28 protein-coding genes are annotated in these 24,409 nt (G+C 27.6%); 8 read left to right on the top strand and 20 right to left on the bottom strand.

The annotated features are described in order from the left end of the window. Window positions 1-2: 2 nt before the first annotated feature. Together valS and CLV39_RS03920 are read right to left on the bottom strand one after the other, a co-directional pair. A complete protein-coding gene (gene valS / locus CLV39_RS03925; RefSeq protein ID WP_121922934.1) occupies window positions 3-3,257 on the bottom strand; it encodes a valine--tRNA ligase in 3,255 nt (1,084 codons plus the stop codon). 66 nt (window positions 3,258-3,323) lie between these two features. Beyond that, on the bottom strand, window positions 3,324-4,112 hold the full coding sequence (locus CLV39_RS03920) for a porin family protein (RefSeq protein WP_121922933.1): 789 nt from the start codon (window positions 4,110-4,112) through the stop codon (window positions 3,324-3,326). A 90-nt stretch (window positions 4,113-4,202) separates the two neighbouring features. On the opposite strand from CLV39_RS03920, the gene CLV39_RS03915 reads away from it, so the two are divergent. Next, a complete protein-coding gene (locus CLV39_RS03915; protein ID WP_121922932.1) occupies window positions 4,203-4,493 on the top strand; it encodes a hypothetical protein in 291 nt (96 codons plus the stop codon). On the opposite strand, the gene CLV39_RS03910 is transcribed toward CLV39_RS03915, so the two are convergent. From CLV39_RS03910 to CLV39_RS03900, 3 genes are all read right to left on the bottom strand, one after another. After that, window positions 4,483-5,181, bottom strand: a complete 699-nt coding sequence (locus CLV39_RS03910) for a methyltransferase domain-containing protein (RefSeq protein ID WP_121922931.1) — start codon at window positions 5,179-5,181, stop codon at window positions 4,483-4,485. The genes CLV39_RS03915 and CLV39_RS03910 overlap by 11 nt on opposite strands. 64 nt (window positions 5,182-5,245) lie before the next feature. Further along, window positions 5,246-5,689 carry an outer membrane lipoprotein gene (locus CLV39_RS03905; RefSeq protein ID WP_121922930.1) on the bottom strand — a complete coding sequence of 148 codons (444 nt, stop codon included), beginning with the start codon at window positions 5,687-5,689 and terminating at the stop codon, window positions 5,246-5,248. A gap of 134 nt (window positions 5,690-5,823) precedes the next feature. Beyond that, window positions 5,824-6,111 (bottom strand): ferredoxin, encoded by a 288-nt coding sequence (locus tag CLV39_RS03900; RefSeq protein ID WP_121922929.1) that lies wholly within the window; start codon window positions 6,109-6,111, stop codon window positions 5,824-5,826. 64 nt (window positions 6,112-6,175) lie between these two features. Here CLV39_RS03900 and lnt point away from each other — a divergent pair, with 64 nt between their 5' ends. Then, entirely contained in the window at window positions 6,176-7,678 is a 1,503-nt protein-coding gene (gene lnt, locus CLV39_RS03895) for an apolipoprotein N-acyltransferase (protein ID WP_121922928.1), read from the top strand. Here the strand turns inward: lnt and CLV39_RS03890 are convergent. From CLV39_RS03890 to CLV39_RS08585, 7 genes are read right to left on the bottom strand one after another with little or no spacing between them, the layout of a single operon-like run. Continuing rightward, window positions 7,675-8,529: a tRNA (5-methylaminomethyl-2-thiouridine)(34)-methyltransferase MnmD gene (locus CLV39_RS03890; RefSeq protein ID WP_121922927.1), complete on the bottom strand. Its 855-nt coding sequence runs from the start codon at window positions 8,527-8,529 to the stop codon at window positions 7,675-7,677. The genes lnt and CLV39_RS03890 overlap by 4 nt on opposite strands. Further along, the gene (locus CLV39_RS03885) at window positions 8,514-9,119 is read right to left on the bottom strand and encodes a fumarylacetoacetate hydrolase family protein (protein ID WP_121922926.1); all 606 of its coding nucleotides are present in this window, start codon (window positions 9,117-9,119) and stop codon (window positions 8,514-8,516) included. Before CLV39_RS03885 ends, CLV39_RS03890 begins: the two co-directional genes overlap by 16 nt. Beyond that, a complete protein-coding gene (gene rsmI, locus CLV39_RS03880; RefSeq protein WP_121922925.1) occupies window positions 9,100-9,942 on the bottom strand; it encodes a 16S rRNA (cytidine(1402)-2'-O)-methyltransferase in 843 nt (280 codons plus the stop codon). The genes CLV39_RS03885 and rsmI overlap by 20 nt, the downstream gene beginning before the upstream one ends. Beyond that, entirely contained in the window at window positions 9,942-10,709 is a 768-nt protein-coding gene (locus tag CLV39_RS03875) for a hypothetical protein (protein ID WP_121922924.1), read from the bottom strand. Before CLV39_RS03875 ends, rsmI begins: the two co-directional genes overlap by 1 nt. Continuing rightward, complete coding sequence (locus CLV39_RS03870) at window positions 10,699-11,046, bottom strand: 6-pyruvoyl trahydropterin synthase family protein (RefSeq protein WP_121923130.1); 348 nt, start codon at window positions 11,044-11,046, stop codon at window positions 10,699-10,701. Before CLV39_RS03870 ends, CLV39_RS03875 begins: the two co-directional genes overlap by 11 nt. Beyond that, window positions 11,046-11,552, bottom strand: coding sequence for a hypothetical protein (locus tag CLV39_RS03865; protein WP_121922923.1), 507 nt, complete (start codon window positions 11,550-11,552; stop codon window positions 11,046-11,048). Before CLV39_RS03865 ends, CLV39_RS03870 begins: the two co-directional genes overlap by 1 nt. Beyond that, a complete protein-coding gene (locus CLV39_RS08585) occupies window positions 11,542-11,703 on the bottom strand; it encodes a hypothetical protein (RefSeq protein WP_170145602.1) in 162 nt (53 codons plus the stop codon). Before CLV39_RS08585 ends, CLV39_RS03865 begins: the two co-directional genes overlap by 11 nt. 91 nt (window positions 11,704-11,794) lie before the next feature. Between CLV39_RS08585 and serA the strand changes: the two genes are divergently transcribed. Next, on the top strand, window positions 11,795-13,384 hold the full coding sequence (gene serA / locus CLV39_RS03860; protein WP_121922922.1) for a phosphoglycerate dehydrogenase: 1,590 nt from the start codon (window positions 11,795-11,797) through the stop codon (window positions 13,382-13,384). A 12-nt stretch (window positions 13,385-13,396) separates the two neighbouring features. Beyond that, the gene (gene gap, locus CLV39_RS03855; RefSeq protein WP_211325048.1) at window positions 13,397-14,407 is read left to right on the top strand and encodes a type I glyceraldehyde-3-phosphate dehydrogenase; all 1,011 of its coding nucleotides are present in this window, start codon (window positions 13,397-13,399) and stop codon (window positions 14,405-14,407) included. 18 nt (window positions 14,408-14,425) lie between these two features. Here the strand turns inward: gap and trpS are convergent, their stop codons facing one another. The 4 genes from trpS to lipA are packed head-to-tail and all read right to left on the bottom strand — an operon-like array spanning window position 14,426 to window position 17,425. Next, on the bottom strand, window positions 14,426-15,679 hold the full coding sequence (trpS, locus tag CLV39_RS03850) for a tryptophan--tRNA ligase (protein WP_170145601.1): 1,254 nt from the start codon (window positions 15,677-15,679) through the stop codon (window positions 14,426-14,428). A gap of 15 nt (window positions 15,680-15,694) precedes the next feature. After that, complete coding sequence (locus tag CLV39_RS03845; protein ID WP_121922921.1) at window positions 15,695-16,159, bottom strand: DsrE family protein; 465 nt, start codon at window positions 16,157-16,159, stop codon at window positions 15,695-15,697. Between the two features lie 11 nt (window positions 16,160-16,170). Further along, a complete protein-coding gene (locus CLV39_RS03840; RefSeq protein ID WP_121922920.1) occupies window positions 16,171-16,578 on the bottom strand; it encodes a VOC family protein in 408 nt (135 codons plus the stop codon). 1 nt (window position 16,579) lies between these two features. Beyond that, window positions 16,580-17,425 (bottom strand): lipoyl synthase, encoded by an 846-nt coding sequence (gene lipA / locus CLV39_RS03835; protein ID WP_121922919.1) that lies wholly within the window; start codon window positions 17,423-17,425, stop codon window positions 16,580-16,582. An 82-nt stretch (window positions 17,426-17,507) separates the two neighbouring features. Here lipA and CLV39_RS03830 point away from each other — a divergent pair, with 82 nt between their 5' ends. The 3 genes from CLV39_RS03830 to CLV39_RS03820 are packed head-to-tail and all read left to right on the top strand — an operon-like array spanning window position 17,508 to window position 19,143. Then, window positions 17,508-17,924, top strand: a complete 417-nt coding sequence (locus CLV39_RS03830) for a CoA-binding protein (RefSeq protein WP_121922918.1) — start codon at window positions 17,508-17,510, stop codon at window positions 17,922-17,924. A gap of 11 nt (window positions 17,925-17,935) precedes the next feature. Continuing rightward, a complete protein-coding gene (gene folE, locus CLV39_RS03825) occupies window positions 17,936-18,499 on the top strand; it encodes a GTP cyclohydrolase I FolE (RefSeq protein ID WP_121922917.1) in 564 nt (187 codons plus the stop codon). Beyond that, window positions 18,499-19,143, top strand: a complete 645-nt coding sequence (locus tag CLV39_RS03820) for a 7-carboxy-7-deazaguanine synthase QueE (protein ID WP_121922916.1) — start codon at window positions 18,499-18,501, stop codon at window positions 19,141-19,143. The genes folE and CLV39_RS03820 overlap by 1 nt, the downstream gene beginning before the upstream one ends. A gap of 30 nt (window positions 19,144-19,173) precedes the next feature. Here CLV39_RS03820 and CLV39_RS03815 read toward each other — a convergent pair whose 3' ends face one another. From CLV39_RS03815 to CLV39_RS03800, 4 genes are read right to left on the bottom strand one after another with little or no spacing between them, the layout of a single operon-like run. Further along, the gene (locus CLV39_RS03815; RefSeq protein WP_121922915.1) at window positions 19,174-19,890 is read right to left on the bottom strand and encodes a 2-oxoacid:acceptor oxidoreductase family protein; all 717 of its coding nucleotides are present in this window, start codon (window positions 19,888-19,890) and stop codon (window positions 19,174-19,176) included. After that, complete coding sequence (locus CLV39_RS03810; protein ID WP_121922914.1) at window positions 19,890-20,750, bottom strand: thiamine pyrophosphate-dependent enzyme; 861 nt, start codon at window positions 20,748-20,750, stop codon at window positions 19,890-19,892. Before CLV39_RS03810 ends, CLV39_RS03815 begins: the two co-directional genes overlap by 1 nt. Window positions 20,751-20,767: 17 nt before the next feature. Continuing rightward, on the bottom strand, window positions 20,768-21,958 hold the full coding sequence (locus tag CLV39_RS03805) for a transketolase C-terminal domain-containing protein (protein WP_170145600.1): 1,191 nt from the start codon (window positions 21,956-21,958) through the stop codon (window positions 20,768-20,770). Window positions 21,959-21,982: 24 nt separating this feature from the next. Beyond that, window positions 21,983-22,555, bottom strand: a complete 573-nt coding sequence (locus tag CLV39_RS03800) for a carbon monoxide dehydrogenase beta subunit family protein (protein ID WP_121922912.1) — start codon at window positions 22,553-22,555, stop codon at window positions 21,983-21,985. 240 nt (window positions 22,556-22,795) lie between these two features. Between CLV39_RS03800 and CLV39_RS03795 the strand changes: the two genes are divergently transcribed. Then, window positions 22,796-24,403, top strand: a complete 1,608-nt coding sequence (locus CLV39_RS03795; RefSeq protein ID WP_121922911.1) for a proton-conducting transporter transmembrane domain-containing protein — start codon at window positions 22,796-22,798, stop codon at window positions 24,401-24,403. Window positions 24,404-24,409: the final 6 nt, after the last annotated feature.

Below are 24,409 nucleotides of genomic sequence, written 5' to 3'. Positions count from 1 at the left end.
TTTTATTTTAGTTTTTTCAAGCTTTCAATTATTTTACTAACTTTTTCTTGTTTTTCTTTTAGTTCATTATAAAGCTGTCTTTCCTTTTCTACTACATGCTCAGGTGCTTTTTTTACAAAGTTTTCATTTGAAAGCTTTTTCTCAGATATAGATATAGATTTTTCAATATCTTTTAATACTTTTTTCTGTCTTTCTAACTCTTTTTCTATATCAATAGCGCCGGCTATATCAAGATAACTTTCTGCTATTTTTGAAATAGATACTGCCATATTTTCTGGTTTTTCAAGTTCTGTTGATATTTTTAGATTTTCTGCTTTTATAAGTCCTTTTAATGAGTTTACTAAATTATTTAAAACCCTTTCTATTTCTTTATTTGTAGGTTTTATAAATACATCTACTTTTCTTGAAGGCTGGATACCAAAATCTGCCCTTGTTGCTCTAATTCCAATAATCATCTCTTTAATATCTTCTACTAACTGTTCTTCTTTTTCAAAAACTTTATTTTCATCATATTCAGGGAAATTAGCTATAGGTAAATACTCTTTATCTTTTGTAGGTATTTTTTGCCATATTTCTTCAGTAATAAATGGCATAACTGGATGTAAAAGTCTCATAGACTGGTCTAAAACATAGATTAATACAGATATTGCTGTCTGTTTATCTTTATCTGAGCCTTTGTATATTCTTTCTTTTGTAAACTCAAGATACCAATCACAGTAATCATGCCAGAAAAAGTCATAAATACTATTTGCATAATCATTATATCTATAACTTGTTAATGCATCTTCTAATTTTTTTATAGTTTTTTGAAGTTTAGATATTATCCATTTATCTTCTTCTGATAAATTGAGAGATAAAATATCTGAAACTACAGTTGCTTTATCTATATTTTGAAGGACATATTTGGATGCATTCCAGATTTTATTTGCAAAATGTTTATATCCTTCTATTCTTTTTTCTGAAAGTTTTATATCTCTTCCTTGAGCTGCTAAAGCAGCTAAAGTAAATCTTAAAGAGTCTGCTCCATATTTTTTAACCATATCTAAAGGATCTATTACATTTCCTTTTGTTTTAGACATTTTCTCGCCTTTTTCATCTCTAACAAGAGCATGAATATACACATCTGAAAATGGTTTTTCTTTCATAAAATGCATTCCCATCATTATCATTCTTGCAACCCAGAAGAAGATAATATCAAATCCAGTTACAAGTAATGAAGTTGGATAATATTTATTAAGCTCTTTTGTATTTTCAGGCCAACCAAGAGTTCCAAATGGCCAAAGTCCTGATGAAAACCAAGTATCAAGTACATCTTCTTCTTGTTTTAAGTTTCTACTTCCACATTTTTCACATTTTAAATCTATAAAGTAATAAACATCTTTTATACTTTCTTCAATAATTCCAAAACTGCCATCTATTTCTGAAAAGAAAATTCTTCCATTTTTGCAGTTACCATATGCATGATCTATAAGCCATTTTTCTAATTTTTCTTTATCTTTTAAGATTTCCTCTTTTTTTATTCTATTTAAGAACATATTTAGAATATCTTTTATCTCTTTTTCATGTTCTTTGTAAGCTTTTAAAATATCTTCAGCTGTAAAATTATCTTTTATATATCCATTAATATACATATAGAAAATTGCATGTGGTACAAAACCTATAAAATCTTCATTATTTTCTTTATTTAATGAAGGAACCTTTTTATAATTTTTATCTAAAAACTGGTGTAGATTTTCTTTTTTTAATTGAGGTATATCTTTTTTGAAAACAATCTTTTCATAAAACTCAAGATTTGTTTTATCTGAATGAGTAAAGTTTTGGCTGTTTAAATAGCTTTCTAACTCTTTTAATGTAAAAAACTGAGATATTCTTGTATCTGCATAGATATTAAATATTACTTTATCTGCAATATTTTCAAAAATTTCATCATTAAATACATTTACATTATTACAATCTTGACAATACCATACAGGGATTCTATGTCCCCACCATATCTGTCTAGATATACACCACTCTCTAATCTCATACATCCAGTTTAAATAGGTTTTTTCCCATTGTTTTGGAATAAATCTTATATCTTCATTCTCTACAACTTTTATAGCATTTTTTGCAAGCTTTTTGGTATTAACAAACCATTGTATGGAAAGATATGGCTCTACGACTGCTCCTGATCTTTGAGAATGTCCGACACTATGGACTATGTCTTCTATTTTTTCTAAAAGTCCTATTTCTTTAAGTTTTTCTACTATTTTTTTTCTTGCTTCAAATCTATTTAGCCCTTTAAACTCTCCTGCATTTTCATTCATGGTAGCAGATTCATCCATAACTATTACCATAGGTAAATTATGTCTTTTACCTACTTCAAAATCATTTGGATCGTGAGCTGGTGTTATTTTTACTGCTCCTGTTCCATATTCTGGATCAACATATTCATCTGCTATTATTGGAATAAGATTTGAAACTTCTTTATCATCCCATGTTTTTCTTATCTCTTTTGCTAATGGAAGTTTTACTTTTTTGCCTACTAAATGTTTATATCTTTCATCTTCAGGATGTACTGCTACTGCAGTATCTCCAAGCATAGTTTCTGGTCTTGTTGTAGCTACAGTAATATATTCACCTGTTTCATTTCCATTTTCATCAACTACTGGATATTTTATATACCAAAGATTTCCTTTTTCTTCTTTATACTCAACTTCAAGATCAGAAATAGCTGTCCTATCTTTTGGGTCCCAGTTAACTATGTAAGGTGCTTTAAATATATATCCTTCTTTATAAAGTCTATAAAATGCTTCCCTTACTGCTCTTGCAAAACCTTCATCTAAAGTAAATCTTTGTTTTGACCAATCACAAGATGCTCCAATTTTTTCAACCTGTTTTTTTATAGTATCTCTTGCTTTTGGTACCCATTCCCATACTTTTTGTATAAATTTTTCTCTTCCTAAATCAAATCTTTTTATTCCTTTTTCTTCAAGCTGTCTTGTAACTACCCATTGAGTAGCAATTCCTGCATGATCAAATCCTGGTAGCCATAAAGTGTTATAACCTTTCATTCTTTTATATCTAACAGAAATATCTTGAAGAGTTATATTTAAAGCATGGCCAATATGAAGACTTCCAGTAACATTTGGCGGTGGCATTACAACAGAAAAAGATTCTGCTTCATTTTCAGGAGTAGCGTAAAATATGTTATCCTTTAGCCAATTTCTATACCATTTTTCTTCTATCTGTGCAGGATTATATTCATTAAGTGGCAATATAGAAATCCTCCTTAAAAAGTTACTAAATTGTGCAATTTAGTATTATATCATCTTAAATATAGACTAAAACATAACACCTACACTTGAGAAGAATCCTTCTGCAGTATTTTTAGATTTTATATCTCCATCTTTAAGTTTATATTTTATTACTCTATATCCTGCTTCTACAAAGAAATGTTTATAATTTACCCTTGCAGAATCTATAAAATCATGTAAATACTCTCCATTCCATACATAAGACTGTAGTTCTAAAATAATTTCAGCAGTTAAATCTTGATTTACAGGTAAAACTTCTGTTTCTGCTTCAATATCAAACATAGGTTTTAAACTTGAATAATCTTTTTTATATTCAGAGCCATTTTCAGCTTTAAATTCCATACTTGCATTTAAATATCTTAAACTTGCACCAACTCTTATATCCAATCTATCTTCTGTTTTTTCTTTTAGTTCCTCAATATCATATAAAAGCCCAAAATCATAATTATTAAAATCATATTTGCTTTCATATTTTTCACTAGGAGCTACGTTAAACTCTTTTATAGATATATTAGATGTTGCCTCTTTATCTTTTGCTTCAAATTTAATAGGTGTATATGCCAAAACAAGATTTAAGTTTTTGTCTAAAAGTCCTTCATATATAAATTTAGCTCCTATATCTTTTGCTTTATCATATCCAATAGTATCCATACCATAATTTTTCCCTTCTACATTTATATTTCCATCAGGAAAAGCCACCCAGTAGTCAACAGAAAACTCTACTCCAAGTTCCTTAGATTCTTCATTATTCTCTGAAACTTCTGAAGCAAAAACAGGTAAGCCAACTGCCAAGATAGGTATTAAAATTTTTTTCATTCTCAAACCTCCTAAAACTTTTTTAAATAAAAAATTTTATCGAAAATATAAAAGTATAGGTTATAATTTTATCTAAAAAGGATGTATAAAATGGAAAATAAAGATTTATATGCAACATTAACTTTATATGGCGATCCTACAGAAAAATTAGTAGATGAGGTAAGACTTGCAATACATGATGCAGAAGGAAATCTTGTTTTTGCAACTTACTGGGAAACAGATGTAATGGATAAAGAGGAAATAAAAAAAGCTATAAATGCTATCTGTGCAAATTATAATGTTAAAGATTTATTTTCTTCTGAAGAGGTTTTTGAACCTGAATATGAGATTATAGATGGGCAAAAAATGAGAATTTTTAGAGCAAATAAAGTTAACTCTTAATTGCCTCAATAAATAATAGCTTAAATTTAGTATTTATAGGATAGCTTGTATTAAATAGTTTTTTTATATTTTTTAGCTTTTCTCCTATGGTTTTGTCTTTTTGATTGAGAGAAGTTCCTGTAAGTTTAAAATAAAGAGATAAATCTTTACCGTTTTCAAAGGATAATTTTTTTTGCTTGATAGTTATATTTTCAATTCTAAAATAAGGCTTTAAACTTTCTACAACACAATCTTTTGAATAAAACTTAAATGTTTCTTTATCTAAAATATTATGTATTTCTGAAAGAGAGTCTTTAATTGGAATATTAAATACAAATTTTCCTTCTTCTTTTAAAACTCTATAAATTTCTTTAAAAGATTTTTTAATATCTGTCCAATGAAGAGCAAAACTTGAAACTGCAAAATCAATGCTATTTTTTTTAAAAGGTAAACTCTGAATATCTGCTGTAATTCCTATAAATCCTTTTTTATTGTAAATATCAATCATATTTTTGGAAATATCTACTCCAATTATTTTATTAAAATCATTTTTGACTACTTGTGTTAAAAATCCAGTTCCACATCCTAAATCTAAACCTTTACCTACGAAAAAATATTTTTTAAATTCTAAAGAAACTTCTTTTTGAATGTTTGCATATTTTTCATAAAATTGGCTATATTTTGAGAAGTTTTTTTCTATTAATTTCAATTTATTTCCATTTTGTTAACTTAATATTAAGAATAAGTTAACATATTCAGATAAAAAAATTCAATTATGTTATTCTTTCAACTCTAACTATTTTATTTCCCTCTTTTATAATTCTAACTCTATCTCCTTTTTGAATATTTACACCTTTTACAATTACAACTATTTTTCTACTATTATCTAATTTAATAAAAAGTTCTTCTGCATTTGCTTTGTCAAGTTGATTTCCTGCATAAGCTCCAACCAAACCACCTAATAAAGTAGATAAAGATGTTGCTTTCCCTTCCCCTATAAAACTTCCAAGAACAGCACCGATAGCTGCCCCTATAAATGTTCCACTTCCATCATCTTTTATAATTACAGGTTTTATATCCTCAACAACTCCTTCTTCATATGTTAATACTGTATTTGTATCATATACTGAAACTTCATTTGAGTTATACATTCTTGTACAGCTGAAAGATAAAATACCTATGGCTATAATCTGTAAAAAAATTATTATTTTTTTCATATTTTTTACCTATTTTAGCTTGATTTTACATATAAATAAGCCATAACAATAAATAATATAATAGGAATTACAATTAAAGTGTATTTAATTCCTGCTTCATACCATTGATAAATTTTATTTAGCATTTTAATCTCTTATGGATAAAGTTGTTCTCCTGTTTCTGCATCATATATTATAATTGCATCTACTGGGCAAGCTTCAGCTGCTCTAAAAATTTCTTCCTCTTTGTCAATAGGAACTTCTACTTCTACAACCTGTTTTTTCTTTTCTTCTAACTGTTTAAAAAGTTCTTCTTTGTCTTTGCCAGGCTCTAAAAATACTGCTTTATGTCTTTTGTCAAGTTCTATTAAATCTGTTTCTTCAGCACAAGGTCCAATTCCTTCACATGTAATTCTATCTATTACTATTTTTAGTTTTCCCATTTTACATTACCTCTTTTTTATATTTTTTATTAAAATTAAATAAAACAAATTTTAAGGTTTATCTATGACTAAAATTATAATGAAAAATACAAGTTTGTCTATAGTCGCAGGAATTTTATTGTCTATCTCTTTACCTAACTTTTATATTCCTTTTGCTTTTATTATAGGCTTTTTTATATTATTTCAGTTAACTGCTGAAAATAGTTATAAATATACTCTTTTTTATTCTTTTATAACTGGTTTTTCTTTTGCTTTATTTTCTTATTACTGGATAATAAAAGCCATTAATTATTATGGTGGTGTAAATATTTTTGTTTCTATTTTATTGTTAATTTTATTTTCTTTTTTTTATTCTATTTTATATTTTGTTTCATTTTCTTTAATTTTAAAAGGATTTATTAACAGATTTGGATTAATTGCTATATTTTTAGCTCCTTTTTTATGGGTTTTAATAGAAATATCAAGAGAGTATTTTCCATATTCTGGGTTTCCATGGAATTTAGCAGGTTATATGATTTCTTATATGCATCCTATAGAAAATTTAGCATCTTATATTGGAATTTATGGACTTTCTTTTATTGTTATATTAATCTCTTCTTTGATTTTTTATTCAATTAAAAGAAAAAATATTATCTATTTTGCTTTAGCAGTAATTATTTTTATAGTTCCTTATACATTTTTTTCATTTTATAAAAAAAGTTTTTATGGAAAAAGTTATAAAATAGCTATTTTACAAGGAAATATAGAAGAAGATATTAAACAAAATGATAAAAAATATTCTGATTACATACTTAATGTTTATTTAAATTTATTTAAAAAAGCAGTAAAACAAAATCCTGATTTGATAATTCTTCCAGAATCTGCAGTTCCATTTTTCTATTTTTCAGAAAGTGAGATTAAGGATAAATTTTTTAAAGAGATAAAACCTTATAAGATCCCATTTTTAATAGGACTTGATAACTTTATGTATATTGATGATAAGCTTTATTTATTTAACTCATTATTTTTATTTGATGAAAATCATAATTTAGTTGATTTTTATAACAAAATAAAGCTTGTTCCTTTTGGTGAATATACTCCTTTTCCTTTTAAGCTTTTTTCAAGTTTATTTCCATATCTTGAAGGATATGATTTTAAATCAGGAGAAAGAATGAATATTTTAAATTATAAAGATTTTAAGTTTATTCCTTTAATATGTTTTGAGGCAATATTCCCAAATTTTGTATCAGACTTTGCAAAAAAAGGAAATATTATTGTAAATGTTTCAAATGATGCATGGTTTGGAAAAACTTCTGCTCCTTTTCAGCATTTTGAGATGGCAAGAATTAGAGCAGTTGAAACCGGCAGATTTTTAATAAGAGCTACAAATACAGGAATTTCTGCAGTAATTTTACCTGATGGTACAGTAGAAAAAAAATTACCATTATTTAAAAGAGATATTCTTATTGCAGATGTTAAACTTTTATCAGAAAATACTTTTTGGATTAAGTATAAAAATATTTTATTTATTCTTTTTATTATCTTATTTATTGGATATATAAGCTTTTTAATAAAAAGAAGTAGCTAAAGTTTATCTTTTAATCTTTTTTCCCAGTTTTCTTTTATGATTTCTTTTGGTAAGTCTAAGTTCTCATTATCATAATAAGAAGTAGCATAAGGAGATTCTTTTAATCTTTTTTCTTCTTTTTCTGTTAAAGGTGGAATACTACCATTTATTGTTGCTACTGTTGAATAACTTTTTCTTCCTATTGGTTCAACAAGACCTATCTTAAAACCTGCTTCTATTAAACCTTTTCTAACTGCTAAAGATGCACTATAAGTTGCCAAAATAGCTTTTTCTTTCATTAAATTTTTAACTATCTTAAAAATATTTACAGTCCACATCTCTGTGTTAACCTTTGGAGAAAATGCATCATAAAACACTCCATCAAAAAAGTTTGAAATTTCTAAGGATAAATCTTTTAAAATCTGTCTTCCTTCTCCTAAAATTACTTTTAGATTTAGATTTTTATTTTCTACTTTATAAATTTTATATTCATTTTTTCCTACATTTTCTTTTTCAAAAATACCTAAATTTATTATTTGATAAGCTTTTTCTAATTCGGTAGGAATATTAAACTTTTTTATTCTTTCAAAATTTTTTTCATCTTTTTCAATTGAGATGATATTAAGTTTTATATCCGGATTTACTTTTATAGCTTCTGTATAACAGACTGCAACATTATATGCAAGACCAAAACCTACATCTAAAATATTTATCTGATTTTGATTTTTTGCCAGTTCTTTTATTTTTGTTGGATTTATAAATTTATGAAGACTTTCAGTATAAGCTCCTGCTTTTGTACTATGGTAAGCTTCATTATATTCTTTATTAAAAAAAGTTTCTGTTCCGTCTGCTGTTACTATCTTACTATCCATTCTTTTTCTACAATAATTTCATTATTTTTTAAAATTCTTCCTACAAATTTATCACCTTTTTCAAAATATCCAACTCCTTTTGGCGTTCCTGTCATTAAAATATCTCCATTTTTAAATGAAAAATATTCACAGGCTTTTTGTATTATCTGATATGGCTTATATATCATTAAGCTTATATCTACTTTTTGTCTTAGATTGTCATTTATATAAAGCTCCATCTGTAAATTTTCTAAATTATTTATTTCTACAAATTCTGAAAAAATAGCAGAGTTATCAAAGGCTTTTGCTTTTTCCCAAGGAAGTCCTTCTTTTTTTGCTTTTTCTTGTTCTTCTACTAAGGTTAAATCTATTCCAAATCCAACTGCTTTTATCTGATTATCAAATATTAAAAAGGATATTTCCCCTTCATATCTACATTTTTTGGCTGGTTTTATAATCTGACCTGAAATAGAAGAGTTTGGTTTTATAAAAAATACAATATCATCTGGAATTTTATTATTTAACTCTTTTATATGTTCTACATAATTCCTACCAACACATAATATTTTAGTTGGGAAAATATCTTTTCCTTCAAATATCACTTTTTTCATTTTCTTCCTCTATTGCTAAATTATAAGCTTCCTTTTTTGAAATATTGTATTTTTCTGCAACTTTTTTTGCTATCTCTTTAGTTTTTATTCCTTTTTCTTTTAAAGTTTTTATCTCTTTTATCATATCTTCTTTACTACTTTCTTTTTCTTCTTCTGGATAGCATATAATTACAAACTCTCCTTTTAGTTTGTCTGGATTTTCTTCAAGATATTTAATTATTTCAGATGCTTTTCCTCTTATAAATTCTTCATGTATTTTTGTAAGTTCTTTTGCAACTACAACTTCTGACGAAGGTAATATATCTTGTATTGCTTGTAATGTTTTTAAAACCCTTTTTGGACTTTCATATAAAATAAAAGTAATTCCACATTCTTTTAGCCATTCTAACTGCTGTTTTCTTTTAGTATCTTTATTTGGTAAAAATCCTACAAATAAAAATTTATCAGTAGGAAGTCCTGAAGCAGATAAAGCAGTAGCTCCTGCAAATGCTCCCGGTATAGGAGAAACTTTAAAGCCTTTTTCATAAGCAAGTTTTACAAGTTTATATCCAGGGTCAGATAAAGTTGGTGTTCCTGCATCTGAGACTAAAGCAACATCTTCTTTTTCTAATATTTTTAGTATTCTTTCTGCAGATTTTTCTTCATTATGCTCAAAGTAGGATATTAATTTTTTACCTTCTATTCCATAATGATTTAAAAGTTTTTTTGTCTGTCTTGTATCTTCGCAAGCAATATAATTTACAGATTTTAAAATTTTAATAGCTCTAAATGTAATATCTTCAAGATTTCCAATTGGTGTTGCCACAACATATAAAGTTGCCATTACTTGCTTTTATATATAGTTGTTTTGTTAAAAGTTTGATTTTTGTATTTATAAATAATTCCTTCTTCATATTTTTCTGGAGGGATATCTGCTTTTATTACTTTTTTACTAAAAGCTGGTAGATATACATTTTTAAATTTCTTTGTAAAAAAGTTTCCTTTTAAAACTAAATCTATATTTTTAAAATCAACAGGAGTATTATTTTCAAGTATAAAATAAGCAGTTAATCTTTTATTTTCCTCAATATATTTCATTGAATATTTAATACCTTCAACAGGATAAATAATTTTTATTGTTTTTTCTTGAATATCTTTTGAATAAATCTTTAAATTTAAAGTTGGTGAGAAACTATCTTGAAATTTTCCTTTTAAAGATATTCTTGCTGGAAATTTTGGAATAGTAGTGATTGTAATACCTTTTGGAGTATCAATTATTATATAGTTATCTTGTATATCTATTACTTTTCCAGTTATAAATCTTCCATTTCCTTCTACAGATACTATTTTTCCTTTTAAATTTTTTTCCCAGTTTTTATTAAAATCTGATAAAAGATAACTTATTAAATAGCCATTTTTTAATTCTACTTTAATTAATGAAGAAGATATAATTGGAATAAGTTTTATAGGACCAATTACATTTTCACCTTCTGCAAACATAAATTTTTCTTCTTGTATATAAGTATCTTTTCCTTTTTTATTAATTATTAAAGTATCAGCATAAGCAAATCCAATTAGAAATAAGATTAAAAATATTATTTTATTCTTCATAATATTCTGCTCCACCATGTTTTGTTTCCCATACTACAACTTTTTGAAGAGATGGATATCTTTCTTTAATTTTATCATATAGATATTTTGCAACATTTTCTGCACTTGGAGAAAAATCATATATATCATTCATACATTTATAATTTGGTAATATCTCATCTAAAAATTTATCTATCTCTATAAAATCAAAACCCATTCCACCTTTATCAAGCTTATCTGCTCTTATAAATATTTCAACTTCCCAAGTATGTCCATGGAGAGGTTCTGGTTTTCCATGGTAATCTGTTAAAAAATGAGCTGCTTGGAATTCTTTTCTAACTCTTACTATATATGGCATTATTTTAGCTCCTTCTTTTTCTCTTTTAATTTCCAATAAATATCATCTAAAATAAGAGAAATTTCCTGACTATAATTTTGAACAATATCATCTAAATAGTTTGATGGAAGTATCATATCCCATATATAAGGATTTGTAGCAACAATAGAAGTTCCATCTCCTAAATCATATATAGATAGTGTAACTACTGCAGAGATAGATGCATTTGGAACTTCTTCCATAAATTTTTTTAGTAAATCTTTTTTTATTAATTGATATACAAAAACTTTATCTGATTTTGCTATTTCTATTAATGTTAATTTATTTTTTTTAGCTTCTATTTTTAACTCATTTATATATTCTTGAGGTTTTACTTTTGGATATGCTTTTTCAAGTAAAATAGCTTCTTTTACAGTTCTAATTGCAAGTTGTTGAACAAATATAAAAGTTATTATAAAAACTCCAACAACACCAAATCCAGTAATTACTATCAAAGGCCAGTTTAAACCCTTTTTTTCATTTTCCATCTTGATTTTCCTTTTGATTTTGTTTTTGTTTCATTTTTTCTTCATTATAACTAGCTTTTATAGCAAGTCCCCATAAAAGACCAACAGTTACAACCATAAAAGTAAAAAATATTATTCCTGCAAGCTCCCACCATTGACTTTCAGTATCCATCTTAACCTCCTTAAAAACAATAAAATTATTATAACTTTATATCTAATTTTGAAGTATAATTTAATTTTAATCAAGTAGTAGGAGGTAAATCTTGTTTAAAGTTTTAGTAGCTGATCATATTTCAACAAAAGGTTTAGATATTTTAAATCAGGAAGAAGATATAGAAGTAGATTACCAGCCAGAAATTCAGTTCGCAGAACTTCTTGAAATAATTAAAGATTATGATGCAATAATTACAAGAAGTAGAACACCTGTAACTAAAGAGCTTTTAGAAAGAGCAGAAAAATTAAAAGTTGTTGGTAGAGCAGGAGTTGGTGTTGATAATGTAGATTTAGAAGAATGTTCTAAAAGAGGAATATTAGTAGTAAATACACCAGGAGCAAATACTGTAGGTGCCGCAGAGCTTACAATGGCTCATATGTATGCTATTTTAAGAAAATTACATCTTGCCCATGAAGATATGCTTAAAGGAAACTGGAATAGAAAAAAATTTATGGGTGAAGAGTTAAATGGAAAAGTTGTTGGGATTATAGGACTTGGAAATGTTGGTTCTCAAGTTGCAATAAGATGTAAAGCATCAGGAGCAACAGTAATAGCATATGATCCATATATTCCAAGAGAAAAAGGCGATAGACTTGGTGTTGAACTTGTTGAAAATCTTGATGATTTATTAAAAAGAGTGGATATACTTACACTTCATTGTCCTTTAACTGAAGAAACTAAAGGAATGATAGGAGAAAGAGAGATTGGATTATTAAAAGATGGTGTTTATTTTGTAAATGCAGCAAGAGGTGGTATTGTTGATGAAGATGCATTATATAAATATATGAAAAAAGGTAAATTTGCAGGAATTGGCCTTGATGTATTTTCAAAAGAACCTCCAGATGAGAAAATAAGAAGACTTTTTGAGTTTGATAATATTAGCCTTTCTCCACATATAGGAGCAAATACTTATGAATCTCAAGACAATGTTGCTATAAAAGTTGCACAACAGGTAATAAATGCTCTTAAAGGAAGATTTGTAGAATCTGCAGTAAACGCACCATTTACAATTACAGAAGGACTTGCTTCTATAAAAGCATATCTTGAACTTGCAGAAAAACTTGGAAGTTTATTAGCCCAATATGCAGGAGGAAATTTCCAAGAGATAATTATAGAAACAAGAGGAGATATAAAGGAACATATAGACCCGATTTCTGCTTATGTTTTAAAAGGATTTTTATCACCAGCCCTGGATATACCAGTAAATATTATTAATGCTCCATATATAGCAAAGGAAAGAGGAATTAATATAGTAAAAACAACCAAAGAAAGAGGGGAAAACTTTAAAGATTTCATAAAAATTACTGCTAAAAATGAGAAAGAAGAAAAGGTTGTTGGTGGAACTGCATTTTATGGAAAAATACCAAGAATTATGCTAATAGATAATTACTGGATTGATATTGAGCCTACAGGAGTTATATTAATATTTGAAAACAAAGATGTTCCAGGAGTAATAGCTAAAATAGGAGAAATACTTGCTAAACATAATATAAATATAGCAGGATTTAGACTTGGAAGACTTGAAAAAGGAAAAATTGCTCTTGGTGCATTACAACTTGATGATAGATTAAACAAAACAATTCTTGAAGAAATACAACAAATTCCTGAAATTTTAAAAGCAAAAGAAATTATTTTATAAATGGAGGAAGATATGGCTATAAAAGTAGCAATTAATGGTTTTGGAAGAATTGGAAGAAACTTTTTTAGAGCTTGTTTAAATAATCTTGATATTGATATTGTTGCAATTAATGATTTAACAGATGCTTACACTTTGGCACATCTTCTAAAATATGATAGCGTTCATGGAGTTTTAAAAGATACTGATATAAAAGCAAAAGATGAGGAAATTGTAGTAAATGGAAAAGCAATAAAAGTAACTGCTATTAAAGATCCTGCTCAGCTTCCTTGGAAAGATTTAGATATTGATATTGTAATTGAATCAACAGGAGTTTTCAGAGATAGAGAAGGAGCAGGAAAACATTTAAAAGCAGGAGCAAAAAAAGTAATAATATCTGCACCAGGGAAAAATCCAGATATTACTATAGTTTTAGGTGTAAATGAGGAAAAATATAATCCTTCACAGCATAATATAATATCTAATGCATCATGTACTACAAACTGTCTTGCACCTATAGCAAAAATACTAAATAATGAATTTGGAATAGTTAATGGATATATGGTAACAGTTCATGCTTATACAAATGATCAAAGAATATTAGACTTACCTCATAAAGATTTAAGAAGGGCAAGAGCAGCTGCAGTTAATATTATTCCTACTACAACAGGAGCTGCTAAAGCAGTTGGAGAAGTTTTACCTGAATTAAAAGGAAAGCTTGATGGTACTGCAAGAAGAGTTCCAGTTCCAGATGGTTCTATGATTGATTTAACAGTAGTTGTTGAAAAAGAAACAACAGAAGAAGAAATAAATGCTAAAGTAAAAGAGTATGCAGAAAACCAAATGAAAGGAATTTTAGAATACTGTGAAGCACCTATAGTTTCTCAAGATATAGTAGGAAATCCTCATTCTTCTATATTTGATGCTTTATCTACAAAAGTAATTAATGGAAAATTTGTTCATGTTTCATCATGGTATGATAACGAATGGGGATACTCAAACAGATTAAAAGATTTAACTTTATATATAGCTGAAAAAGGGTTATAAAAAAGGGGGCTTTGCCCCTTAAATTTTATATAAATTCATTGCATCTTTAACTTCTTCCATTGTATTTTCTGCAATTTGTCGGCATTTTAAACTTCCATCTATGAATATTTTTTCATACTTTTTAATATCTTTTTCAATCTCTTTTCTTTTTTCTCTTATAGGATTTAGAAAATTATTTAAGTTTTTTGCAAGTATTTTTTTACATTCAACACAGCCTATTTCTGCATTTCTACATTTTTTATCTATATCATTTAAAAGAAGTTCATCTTTAGTAAATATCTTGTGATAATCAAATACAGTGCAAACTTCAGGATTACCAGGGTCAGTTTTCTTAATTCTTTTTGGGTCTGTTTTCATCTGTAATACTTTATTATCAACAGTTTCATTATCATCTGATAGATAAATAGCATTATTATAAGATTTAGACATTTTTCTTCCATCTATTCCAAGTAGTTTTGCCTCTTCTGTTAACATTGCTTTTGGTTCAGGAAAAATCTCTTTGTATAGATTATTAAATCTTCTTGCAATTTCTCTTGTAAGTTCTATATGTGGAAGTTGATCTTCACCTACAGGTACTGCATCTGCTTTATATATAAGAATATCTGCCGCTTGTAAAACAGGATAAGATAAAAATCCAAGGGTATCTATATCTTTACCAACATCTCCTTCTTTTAAATTTTTTACTGCTTCTTCAACTATTTTTTTCTGAAGTCCAAATTTTATTAATGTTTCTTTTAAATAATCAAAATCTAAACCTTTTTTATTGTAAAAAGCTTTATGGAAAATCTCTTTTAAATATTCTTCAAATATTTTATTTTTTTGTTTTCCATTTGCTTTTTCATAAGCTTCTTCAAAGCTTTCAGCTGGAGGTGCTTGGTTTATTTTTATTTTTTTTCCTAAGAAGAAATCTTTTAAGTATTGATAAAAAAGATTAAACTTTAAATCTTTATATGATGGGTTTAATTCAAGCCAACTTTTTGGTGTAATCATAGAAAAAAGTAAAGATAGTTCTGCATGTTGTTTTACCAATGATTGTATAAATAATGTAGATTTTTCAGGATTTAATCCACAAGCAAGCCAATCTATTATCATCTGTCTTATATTTTCTTTAAGATTTTCTGTTTCTTTATATTTATTTGTTAAAGCATGCCAATCTGCTATAAAAAAATAACATTCATGTTCTTCTTGTAGTTTTAACCAGTTTTGTATAACTCCAAAATAATGTCCAATATGAAGTTTACCTGTAGGTCTCATTCCACTAACTATTTTCAAATCTTTACCTCCTTCTTAAAATATTGGCATATAAGCATATCCTTTATTTTGCCATTCTACAAGGCCAACTAAGGCAGAATAAACTGGTTTTACAAATGGATATAAATTACTTATATCCAAATGTCTTGCTTCCATTCCGAGTTTGCATATTTCAAATTTTACTTTATAAAAATCATGTAAATTTTTTAATCTTTCATATAACAGTTTTTGTTTTTTTAAAAGCTCTTTATCATTTTTATAAGGAGTTTTTGATAAATCTTTTAGGAAAAATTTATAGCTATCTCCATGGGCTACTATAACTACCTTTAATGTTTTAAATTGGGACTCATAGTAATCAATATGTTTTGCTATTCCATTAATAGTATTTTCAAACTTTTTTATATCTCCTGTTCTTAAATCAAAAACAACCTTCCTAACTTCATTATCTTTTGCATAAGATGAAAAAATTAATACAAGTAGAAAAAATAATACCTTTTTCATGGCTACTCCTCCTAAAACTTTCTTTTGTCTTCTACTATTTCTAAAAAGTTTCCTTCTGGGTCTTTTACAAAAAAGTATTTAATTCCTGTTTTCCCTAAGTTTATTTTATTTATTGGAATTATTCCTTTTTCTTTCAGTTTGGAAGATACCTCTTCTAAATTTACAACTTTTAAAGCAAAATGTCTATATCCTTTATGTTTTAAATCCTCAAAAAGCTCTTTTTCTACTGCACCTTCTTTTACATCTTTAAAAGAAAAAAGCTCTAAAATAAAATTATTTAGCTTTAAATGAACAACAATTAGGCTATTATCTTCTGCTTTCCATCTTATAACTTCTTTAAAGCCAAATTTTTTGTAAAACTCTATAGTTTTTTCTATATTGGAAACAGTTAAAGCAACATGATGAGGTTGAAATTCCATATTATCCTTCCTTTAAATTATTAAAAACTTCATCTGCATGGTATGAACTTCTAACAAGCTGTCCACTATAAACCTCTTTAAAACCTATTTTATAACCTATCTCTTTTAACTCTTCAAACTCTTCTTTAGTATAAAACTTTTCAACAGGTAAATGATTTTTAGAAGGTCTTAAATATTGACCTATAGTTAAAATATCACAGTTATGCTCAACTAAATCTTCCATTACTTGAATTATTTCCTCTTTTGTTTCTCCAAGTCCAACCATAATTCCTGATTTGGATATGATGTTTTCATTTAATATTTTTATCTGCTTTATTAACTGTAAAGAAAGCTTATAATTTCCTCTATGTCTTACTTTTTTATAAAGAGAAGGAACCGTTTCTATATTATGATTTATTACATCTGGTTTGCTATCTGCTACTATCTTTAAAGAATTCCAGTTTCCTAAAAAATCAGGAATTAAAACCTCTATTTTACAATCTGGAAAATATTCTCTTACTTTATTTACAACTTTTGCAAAATGGGAGGCTCCTCCATCTGGAAGATCATCTCTATTTACAGAAGTAATTACAACATATTTAAGTCCTAAATATTTTACTGCTTTTGCTATATTTTCTGGCTCATTTTCATCTAATGGTTTAGGTCTTCCATGGCTTACATCACAATAAGGACAGTTTCTTGTACAGGTATCTCCCATAATCATAAAAGTTGCTGTTTTTCTTGAATAACACTCACCAATATTAGGGCAAGATGCTTCTTGGCATACTGTATTTAGATTCAATTTTCTTAACATTACTTTTACTTTTGTAACTTCTTCAGATAAAGGTGATTTTACTTTTGGCTTCATATTTGCTCCATAATATTATGGTAAAAATCATTTTAAATGATTATATCTAAAATTATAGTATATTAAAAAAAGAGGTATGCCAATGCCTATTATAGAGAAAGATGAAGATATAAAGAAAATATTAAAAGAAAGTAAAAATGTTGCAGTAGTTGGTATATCAACTAATCCTTCAAAACCAAGTTATTTTGTTTCAGAGGTTGTTAAAAATTATGGATTTAATATTTACTTTGTAAATCCAAAATATGCAGGACAAGAAATACTTGGAAGACCTGTTTATAAATCTTTACTTGATATACTTGTTGATATTGATATAGTTGATGTTTTTAGAAGGCCTGCTGATGTTAAATTTACAGCAGAAGAGGCAAAGAAAAAAGGATTTAAAACCTTTTGGTTTCAACCAGGTACTGTTAATGAAGAAGTTGTTAAAGAGCTTGATAAAGAAGGCTATAATGTTATAGTTGGAAAATGTATGAAAGTAGAATGTCAAAAACTTTTATAAAGGAGTAATTAATGAGCATAGATGAAAAAAAGTTAAAAGAATCTATTAGATTATTTTTAGAGGCTATTGGAGAAGATCCAGATAGAGAAGGACTAAAAGAAACACCAGATAGAATAGTAAGACTTTGGAAAGAGTTTAAATCTTATGAAAATTTTAATATGACTGTTTTTGAAGATATAGGAAATTATAATGAAATGGTTGTTGTGAAAGATATTCAGTTTTACTCTCTTTGTGAGCATCATCTTTTACCATTTTTTGGAAAAGCTCATATTGCATATATTCCAGATGGAAAAGTTTGTGGACTTTCAAAACTTGTAAGAGTTGTAAATAAGTTTTCATATAGACCTCAAGTTCAAGAAAGATTAACAGGCCAAATAGCAGAATTTTTAGAAAAAGAGCTAAATCCAAAAGGTGTAGCTGTTGTAATGGAAGCAGAGCATCTTTGTATGTCAATGAGAGGAGTAAAAAATCCAACTTCTTATACTGTAACAAGCAAACTTACAGGAATTTTTATGGAAAATGAAAAAACAAGAAATGAGTTTTTAAATCTTATAAATTCTCATAAAAAATATTAATGGCAAAAATAAAAATTATAGAGATATTTGATTCTATAGAAGGTGAAGGTAGTCTTGTTGGCTATCCTGTTTCTTTTATAAGACTTGAAGGTTGCAATTTAAGATGTTCCTGGTGTGATACTAAATACTCATATGATACAGAAAATTATAAATTAATGGATATTAATGAAATTTTAAAAGTTATTAAATTTTTTAAAAACAAAAAAGTATGTCTTACTGGAGGAGAGCCTTTATATAATGAAGGTTTTGATTTATTATTTAAAACTCTTTTAGAAGAAGGATATTTTGTTATTATTGAGACTAATGGCACTTTATTTAGAAACATAATATCAGTTCTTTACAAAAGATATAATAAAAATATCCATATAGTTTGTTCTCCAAAACCTTTTAATAATTTTTATATAAATGATAAGCTTTTACCTTATATAAAAGAATTAAAATTTGTTGTAGATAATTTATTAAAAATAGAAGATATATTAAAATTTAAAGATATTCATTTAAATGATATCCCTATAATTTTACAGCCTGAAGATAATAAAAAAGAGATGTTTAAAAAATCCAGAGATTTACAAAAAAAACTTTTAGAAAAAAATATAGAAGTTAGAATTATTCCTCAATATCATAAAATTTTTGAAGTAAAATAAGCCTCCAAAAAGGAGGCTTTTGCTTTTATATTAAGCTACTTTTTCCTCTTGTGGAGGTGGTGGTAAGAAAGGTTCTAATCCATTGTTTATAGCCCATTCTCTTGCAAGATCATAAGCTGCAGATGCAGTTGCAAGGTTTTTCTCAATTAATTCAAGTTTCTTTTTGAACTTTCTTTCAATAGCAGAATCAAGAGTAGCAGTACCACCAGATGCAACATATTTTTTCAAGAATCTATCTTTAATACCTTGTTCAATAGATTCTTTACTTACAACACCTATTGCTCCAAATAAAGCTCCAAGCATTGCCATATTAGTAGCAAGTTCTGTGCCTGCTAACTCTACTGCAAATTTTGTAAAGTCCTTAGTTAAAACTTTTACATTTAAGCTTTCAAGGAATTGAGCATCTTCTGCATTTAATAAGTTTTCTTCACTATTTATAAGAATTAATCCGTTTTTCTTAATACCTGAATAGAAAGGCATAGTGTAAGATTTACCCATAGTAATAACTTGTGGGTGGAATACCATAATTACATCAGGATAAACAACTTCTCCTCTATCATAGATAGGAATAATTCCTAATCTTGCATAACTTTCAGAAGGAGCCATTCTTTTTTCTGCACCAAAGAATGGATTTGAAATAGCATGATATCCTTCATAAGATGCAGCAGTAGCTATAATATGAGCAGCAGTAACAGCACCTTGCCCACCAAGAGCAGGCATTCTTATACTAAGTAATTGTCTTTGCATTATAACAAGCCCTCCTCTTTGTATTTCTTAATAACTTCTTCAGCTTCAGGAGATTTATATTCAAAGAATTTAAATCTTTCTTTATCTCTTCCTCTCATTTCTTCCAATCCATCATCAGAGTTTAATCCAATTTCAAGTATACATGGAGTATAAAGGTGAACATACGTAGGACCAACTTCTCTTGCTACATAAATAGCTTCTTTTATTACTTTCTCAACTCTTTTTGGAGATGAAACTGTAAGTCTTGCAACATAATGACAGCCTGAATCTATAGCTAATTGCCACATAGGAACCTTTTCAAACTGCTTTCCTTTTGGAGCCATTTTAAATACATGTCCCTTAGGTGTTAATCCTGATTCTTGCCCACCTGTATTTGCATAAACTTCGTTATCAAAACATATTGTAGTTATTTTTTCTTGTCTGAAGAATGATTGTAATGTGTAATCAAGACCAATATCAACTGTTGCACCATCACCAGCAAGAACAACAACATCTTTAGTTTTATCAGGGAATCTCCATTCTAAAGTTCTTTTAATTCCTGTAGCTACTGAGTTTTGGTTTCCGAAAAGTGAGTGAACCGTATGAAGTGCAATATGTGGGAACATTAAAGAAGTACATCCTGTTGAATTAACAATAATTGTATCCTCTGGATTTGGTAAAGATGCTAATATATATCTTAAAGCTGCTGATTCAGGGCAACCTGCACAAAGAGAGTGTTCTTCAAGAAGCTCTTTTGATACAGGAAGGTCCATAACTCCTCTTTTTGGATTTCCCCAAGTAGCATTTTCTTGAAGTGCTACTATCTCTTGAGGAACAATATTCCTAAATTCTTCATTTAATTGATATATTTTCATTGACATATTAAATTACCTCCTGTTTACTTTCTTATAAATTCTAAAACTTCTTTTACAATTGCTTCTTTAGGCATTGTCATACCACCAGCAACTCTTGGTGTACCAATAATTTCTGCATTAGATTTTTTATAAAGAGCTTTTCTAACTTCTCTTTCAAGCCATCCAACAACGTTAAATTCTGGAACAAATATATATTTAGCATTTTTAACTGCTTCTTCTAATTCTTTATAAGGGAAAGGTCTTATTGTTTTAAGTTTAACAACTTTTGCTTTTATACCTTCTTCTGCTTCTAAAAGTCTAACTGCTTCTTTTGATTGAGCTGCTGCTGTACCTGCTGCTACAAATACTATTTCAGCATCTTTATCACCAAACTCTTCAGTAAGACCTTTAAGGTAATGTTTAGCATAAGGTCTTGATCTCTCTATAGCCGATCTTACTTCCCATTGCCAGCTTGCATGAGTTGCATAAGATGTGTAATTAGATTTCATAACAAATGGATCTCTTAAAAATCTTCCCGGAGGAATTTCATTGTCTATTACAGGCATAGGAGATTTATATGGATCATACGGTGGTAATGCTATATCATCTGGTGGAAGATATACTGCTTCTCTTGTATGTGAAACAAAAAATCCGTCAACAGCTGTAATTACAGGAACATGTACATCAGGTTGTTCTGCAACAACAAATCCTGCAAGGATCATATCAAATAATTCTTGAACATTTTCTGCATACCAGATCATGCAACCTGTATCTAATAAAAATCCTACTTCCAGGTTATCTGGCTGTATAGTAAGCGGTGAGTTTACTCCTCTTGCCATTAAAACAAGCTGCATAGGAGCTCTTGTACCTGCCCACATTGGAAAGTTTTCAAAAGCTCTAAGAGTACCTGGTCCAGAAGTTGTTGTAATTGTTCTTCCACCTGCTATTGAACATCCAACAACTTCTGACATAACACCAAACTCATTTTCACCTCTGAAATATACACCTACATATCCTTCTGCCCAAAGTTCCCCAATTAAGTGAGCTGCTTCAGACTGTGGTGTAATAGGATATGAAACAGATGCATCTACTGAAGCTCTTTTTACTGCTTCTTTTGTTACCTCTGAGCCAGTCATAAAATGTTTTGTTCTTGGAGCTTCAAATAAAAGATAATCTGGAGAAACTATCTTTTGACCTGCTCTATTTGTTTGTGATTTATTTTTTATTGTTTCCATAATAAAAACCTCCTATGTTTTATGTTAAGCTAATCCTAGCTCTTTTTTTACTTCTTTTGCTATTTCTATAAATTTTTCTAAATCTTCTACATCTGTACTTCTTATAGTAATCATTGCATCTTCATGACCACTTGGAGTATCTAAACTTATAGTAAAACAGTCTGTTTCACATCTTATTATTTTTAAAGCAACACTTGCATAATGATCATGAACACCTATAAAAATACAAGCCTTTATATTATTTTGCCAAATAGTTAGATTAGGATGGTTAGGATTTATTTCTACTTCAGGATCAACTTTTGGATATTTTGGTCTATAATCATACATAGGAATTATTCTTGCATTTAAAACTTCTGCCATTTCTTTAACTAATTTAGCTTTTTTTTCTGCATCTTCATTCCATGCATATAATACAAGTGGTCCAACAAATATTGTTGGGTTTTCTCTTGTTAACATAGCTTTAGCAGCTTCTCTCATTGCTGTTTCTTTATCTACTACCTTATCAAATAAAAGAGCTTTTCCTTGAGGTGGATTTAAAACTCCTTCATACACTGCTACTGGATAAGGCGAGTAGTGTGCTGGTCCTAACTTTGCCATTTTATCCTCCTAAAATATAAATTTTTAGTTAGTAATTAATAATAAATTAAAATTTATCTTAATTCAACTTAATAACTTTTACCTTACAATAAAGGTATGTTAACATTTAAAAAATGATTAATATCACAAAATAAAACATTGTTATATTTTACAATAAATTTAAAATAAAACAGCGTTATATTTTATGTTTTTGTTGTATTTTTAACTAAAATTTCTTCAATAAAAAATTTTGAGGTTGAAATGGAAAAAACTGTGTTATTAATACCATTTATACCTGTTATTATAGCTTTCTTAATTTCCTTTATTAATAGCAAAGAAGCTATTTCAAAAATTAGTATGTATTTTTCCTTTTTAATTGCTGTTTTAGGAATTGCAGGGGCCTATTATGTAATAGCCAATCAAAAAAATATTTATGGATTTGGAGATTTATTAATATTTAATGAAATGGCTTCTATTTTAGTTGTATATGTAGCTATTTTAGGTATTGTTATAAGAAAGTATAGTGCTAAATATATGTGGGATGAAAAAGGGTTTAAAAGATTTTATATCTTATTAAATTTTATATTTGCTGCTATATATCTTCTTATTATGAGTAATAATATAATTGTACTTGCTATTGCTTGGCAAATAATGAGTTTAACTCTGTACTTCCTTGTATCATTTAAGATTGAAGATAAACAAACTGTTAAGTTTGGAAGTTGGACTATTCTAATTCATAAGTTGGCAGATTTTCTTTTTATTATAGGTATTATATTAGTATATAAAACTTTTGGCATATTTAATCTGACAGAGCTTTCTAAATTATGGCTTGAAAGATATGAATATGGGTTTTCAGGCAATATAGAAATATATTTAATAGGTTTTTTATTTCTTTTTGCAGCCTTAATGAAATCAGCGAATATACCTTTTCATATATGGTTACCTTATACATCTTCTGCACCAACCCCTGTATCTGCATTGATGCATGCAGGAGTTGTTAATGTTGGAGGAATTGTATTAAATAAGCTTGCATTTTTACTTTTACTAACTCCAACAGTTTTAAATGTAGCTTTTATTTTTGGTCTTATTACTGCTATTTTTGCATCTATTATAATGCTTGCAGTTCCTGATATTAAAAGATCTCTTGGTTATTCTACTGTTGGTCAGATGGGATATATGATAATGGAAATAGGCATTGGAGCTTTTAGTCTTGCAATTTATCATCTTATGGTTCATGGAATTTTTAAAGCATCTTTATTCTTAGAATCAGGGAGTTTAATCCATTATGCAAGACATGATCCAAATATACCAAAAAAATTATCCTATGAAGTTTTTTGGGAAGAGAAGGTTAATTACAGTAAGAACTTTTATTGGATAATTGCTTTATTTACTATATTACCTGTACTAATATTTGCTGGTATTAAATTTATTATCAGTGAAGAATTTTTCTATTTTAATACTGCAATAGTAATACTTGCTTTTGCATGGCTTACAAGTACGCAACTATTTCTATCTTTCTTTAAGGTTTCCAAATCTGATTCTTTAAAGGTTATATTTGGACTTCTAAGTTCATTTATTTTAGTAGTATTTACTTATGAATTTTTTGGTAGTTTAATTGAAAAGTTTTTATATGGTGAAAACGCAAAATTATTTTATAAAGTAGCTTCTTTAGATATATCTATTATTATATCCTTAGGTATTATGTTTCTTATTCTTATAATTGGTTGGCTATTTATATATAAAACCCATTTTATTGATATAGAAATAAATGGTGAAAAACCTAATAAAATTAAATGGGTATTTTACAAAATCTTGGCAAAAGAAAGTTTTTTTCCAAAATTAATGTTTAAAATTTCCAAATTTTTTTAATGAGGT

The sequence above is a fragment of the Hydrogenothermus marinus genome (assembly GCF_003688665.1).
Taxonomy (GTDB): Bacteria; Aquificota; Aquificia; order Aquificales; family Hydrogenothermaceae; genus Hydrogenothermus; species Hydrogenothermus marinus.
Note: the sequence above shows the minus strand (reverse complement) of the source record. Positions and strands in the feature narration are given on the sequence as shown.

Coding starts and splice junctions, on each gene's coding strand:
- lipA (WP_121922919.1), bottom strand. CDS start 17,425: ATGAAGCCAAAAGTAAAATCACCTTTATCTGAAGAAGTTACAAAAGTA.
- CLV39_RS03815 (WP_121922915.1), bottom strand. CDS start 19,890: ATGCAAAGACAATTACTTAGTATAAGAATGCCTGCTCTTGGTGGGCAA.
- CLV39_RS03875 (WP_121922924.1), bottom strand. CDS start 10,709: ATGAAGAATAAAATAATATTTTTAATCTTATTTCTAATTGGATTTGCT.
- CLV39_RS03920 (WP_121922933.1), bottom strand. CDS start 4,112: ATGAAAAAAATTTTAATACCTATCTTGGCAGTTGGCTTACCTGTTTTT.
- folE (WP_121922917.1), top strand. CDS start 17,936: ATGAGCATAGATGAAAAAAAGTTAAAAGAATCTATTAGATTATTTTTA.
- CLV39_RS03840 (WP_121922920.1), bottom strand. CDS start 16,578: ATGGAATTTCAACCTCATCATGTTGCTTTAACTGTTTCCAATATAGAA.
- lnt (WP_121922928.1), top strand. CDS start 6,176: ATGACTAAAATTATAATGAAAAATACAAGTTTGTCTATAGTCGCAGGA.
- rsmI (WP_121922925.1), bottom strand. CDS start 9,942: ATGGCAACTTTATATGTTGTGGCAACACCAATTGGAAATCTTGAAGAT.
- CLV39_RS03905 (WP_121922930.1), bottom strand. CDS start 5,689: ATGAAAAAAATAATAATTTTTTTACAGATTATAGCCATAGGTATTTTA.
- CLV39_RS03890 (WP_121922927.1), bottom strand. CDS start 8,529: ATGGATAGTAAGATAGTAACAGCAGACGGAACAGAAACTTTTTTTAAT.
- CLV39_RS03885 (WP_121922926.1), bottom strand. CDS start 9,119: ATGAAAAAAGTGATATTTGAAGGAAAAGATATTTTCCCAACTAAAATA.
- CLV39_RS03800 (WP_121922912.1), bottom strand. CDS start 22,555: ATGGCAAAGTTAGGACCAGCACACTACTCGCCTTATCCAGTAGCAGTG.
- CLV39_RS03865 (WP_121922923.1), bottom strand. CDS start 11,552: ATGGAAAATGAAAAAAAGGGTTTAAACTGGCCTTTGATAGTAATTACT.
- CLV39_RS03810 (WP_121922914.1), bottom strand. CDS start 20,750: ATGTCAATGAAAATATATCAATTAAATGAAGAATTTAGGAATATTGTT.
- gap (WP_211325048.1), top strand. CDS start 13,397: ATGGCTATAAAAGTAGCAATTAATGGTTTTGGAAGAATTGGAAGAAAC.
- CLV39_RS03795 (WP_121922911.1), top strand. CDS start 22,796: ATGGAAAAAACTGTGTTATTAATACCATTTATACCTGTTATTATAGCT.
- CLV39_RS03870 (WP_121923130.1), bottom strand. CDS start 11,046: ATGCCATATATAGTAAGAGTTAGAAAAGAATTCCAAGCAGCTCATTTT.
- CLV39_RS03805 (WP_170145600.1), bottom strand. CDS start 21,958: ATGGAAACAATAAAAAATAAATCACAAACAAATAGAGCAGGTCAAAAG.
- CLV39_RS08585 (WP_170145602.1), bottom strand. CDS start 11,703: ATGGATACTGAAAGTCAATGGTGGGAGCTTGCAGGAATAATATTTTTT.
- CLV39_RS03900 (WP_121922929.1), bottom strand. CDS start 6,111: ATGGGAAAACTAAAAATAGTAATAGATAGAATTACATGTGAAGGAATT.
- CLV39_RS03830 (WP_121922918.1), top strand. CDS start 17,508: ATGCCTATTATAGAGAAAGATGAAGATATAAAGAAAATATTAAAAGAA.
- CLV39_RS03820 (WP_121922916.1), top strand. CDS start 18,499: ATGGCAAAAATAAAAATTATAGAGATATTTGATTCTATAGAAGGTGAA.
- CLV39_RS03845 (WP_121922921.1), bottom strand. CDS start 16,159: ATGAAAAAGGTATTATTTTTTCTACTTGTATTAATTTTTTCATCTTAT.
- CLV39_RS03915 (WP_121922932.1), top strand. CDS start 4,203: ATGGAAAATAAAGATTTATATGCAACATTAACTTTATATGGCGATCCT.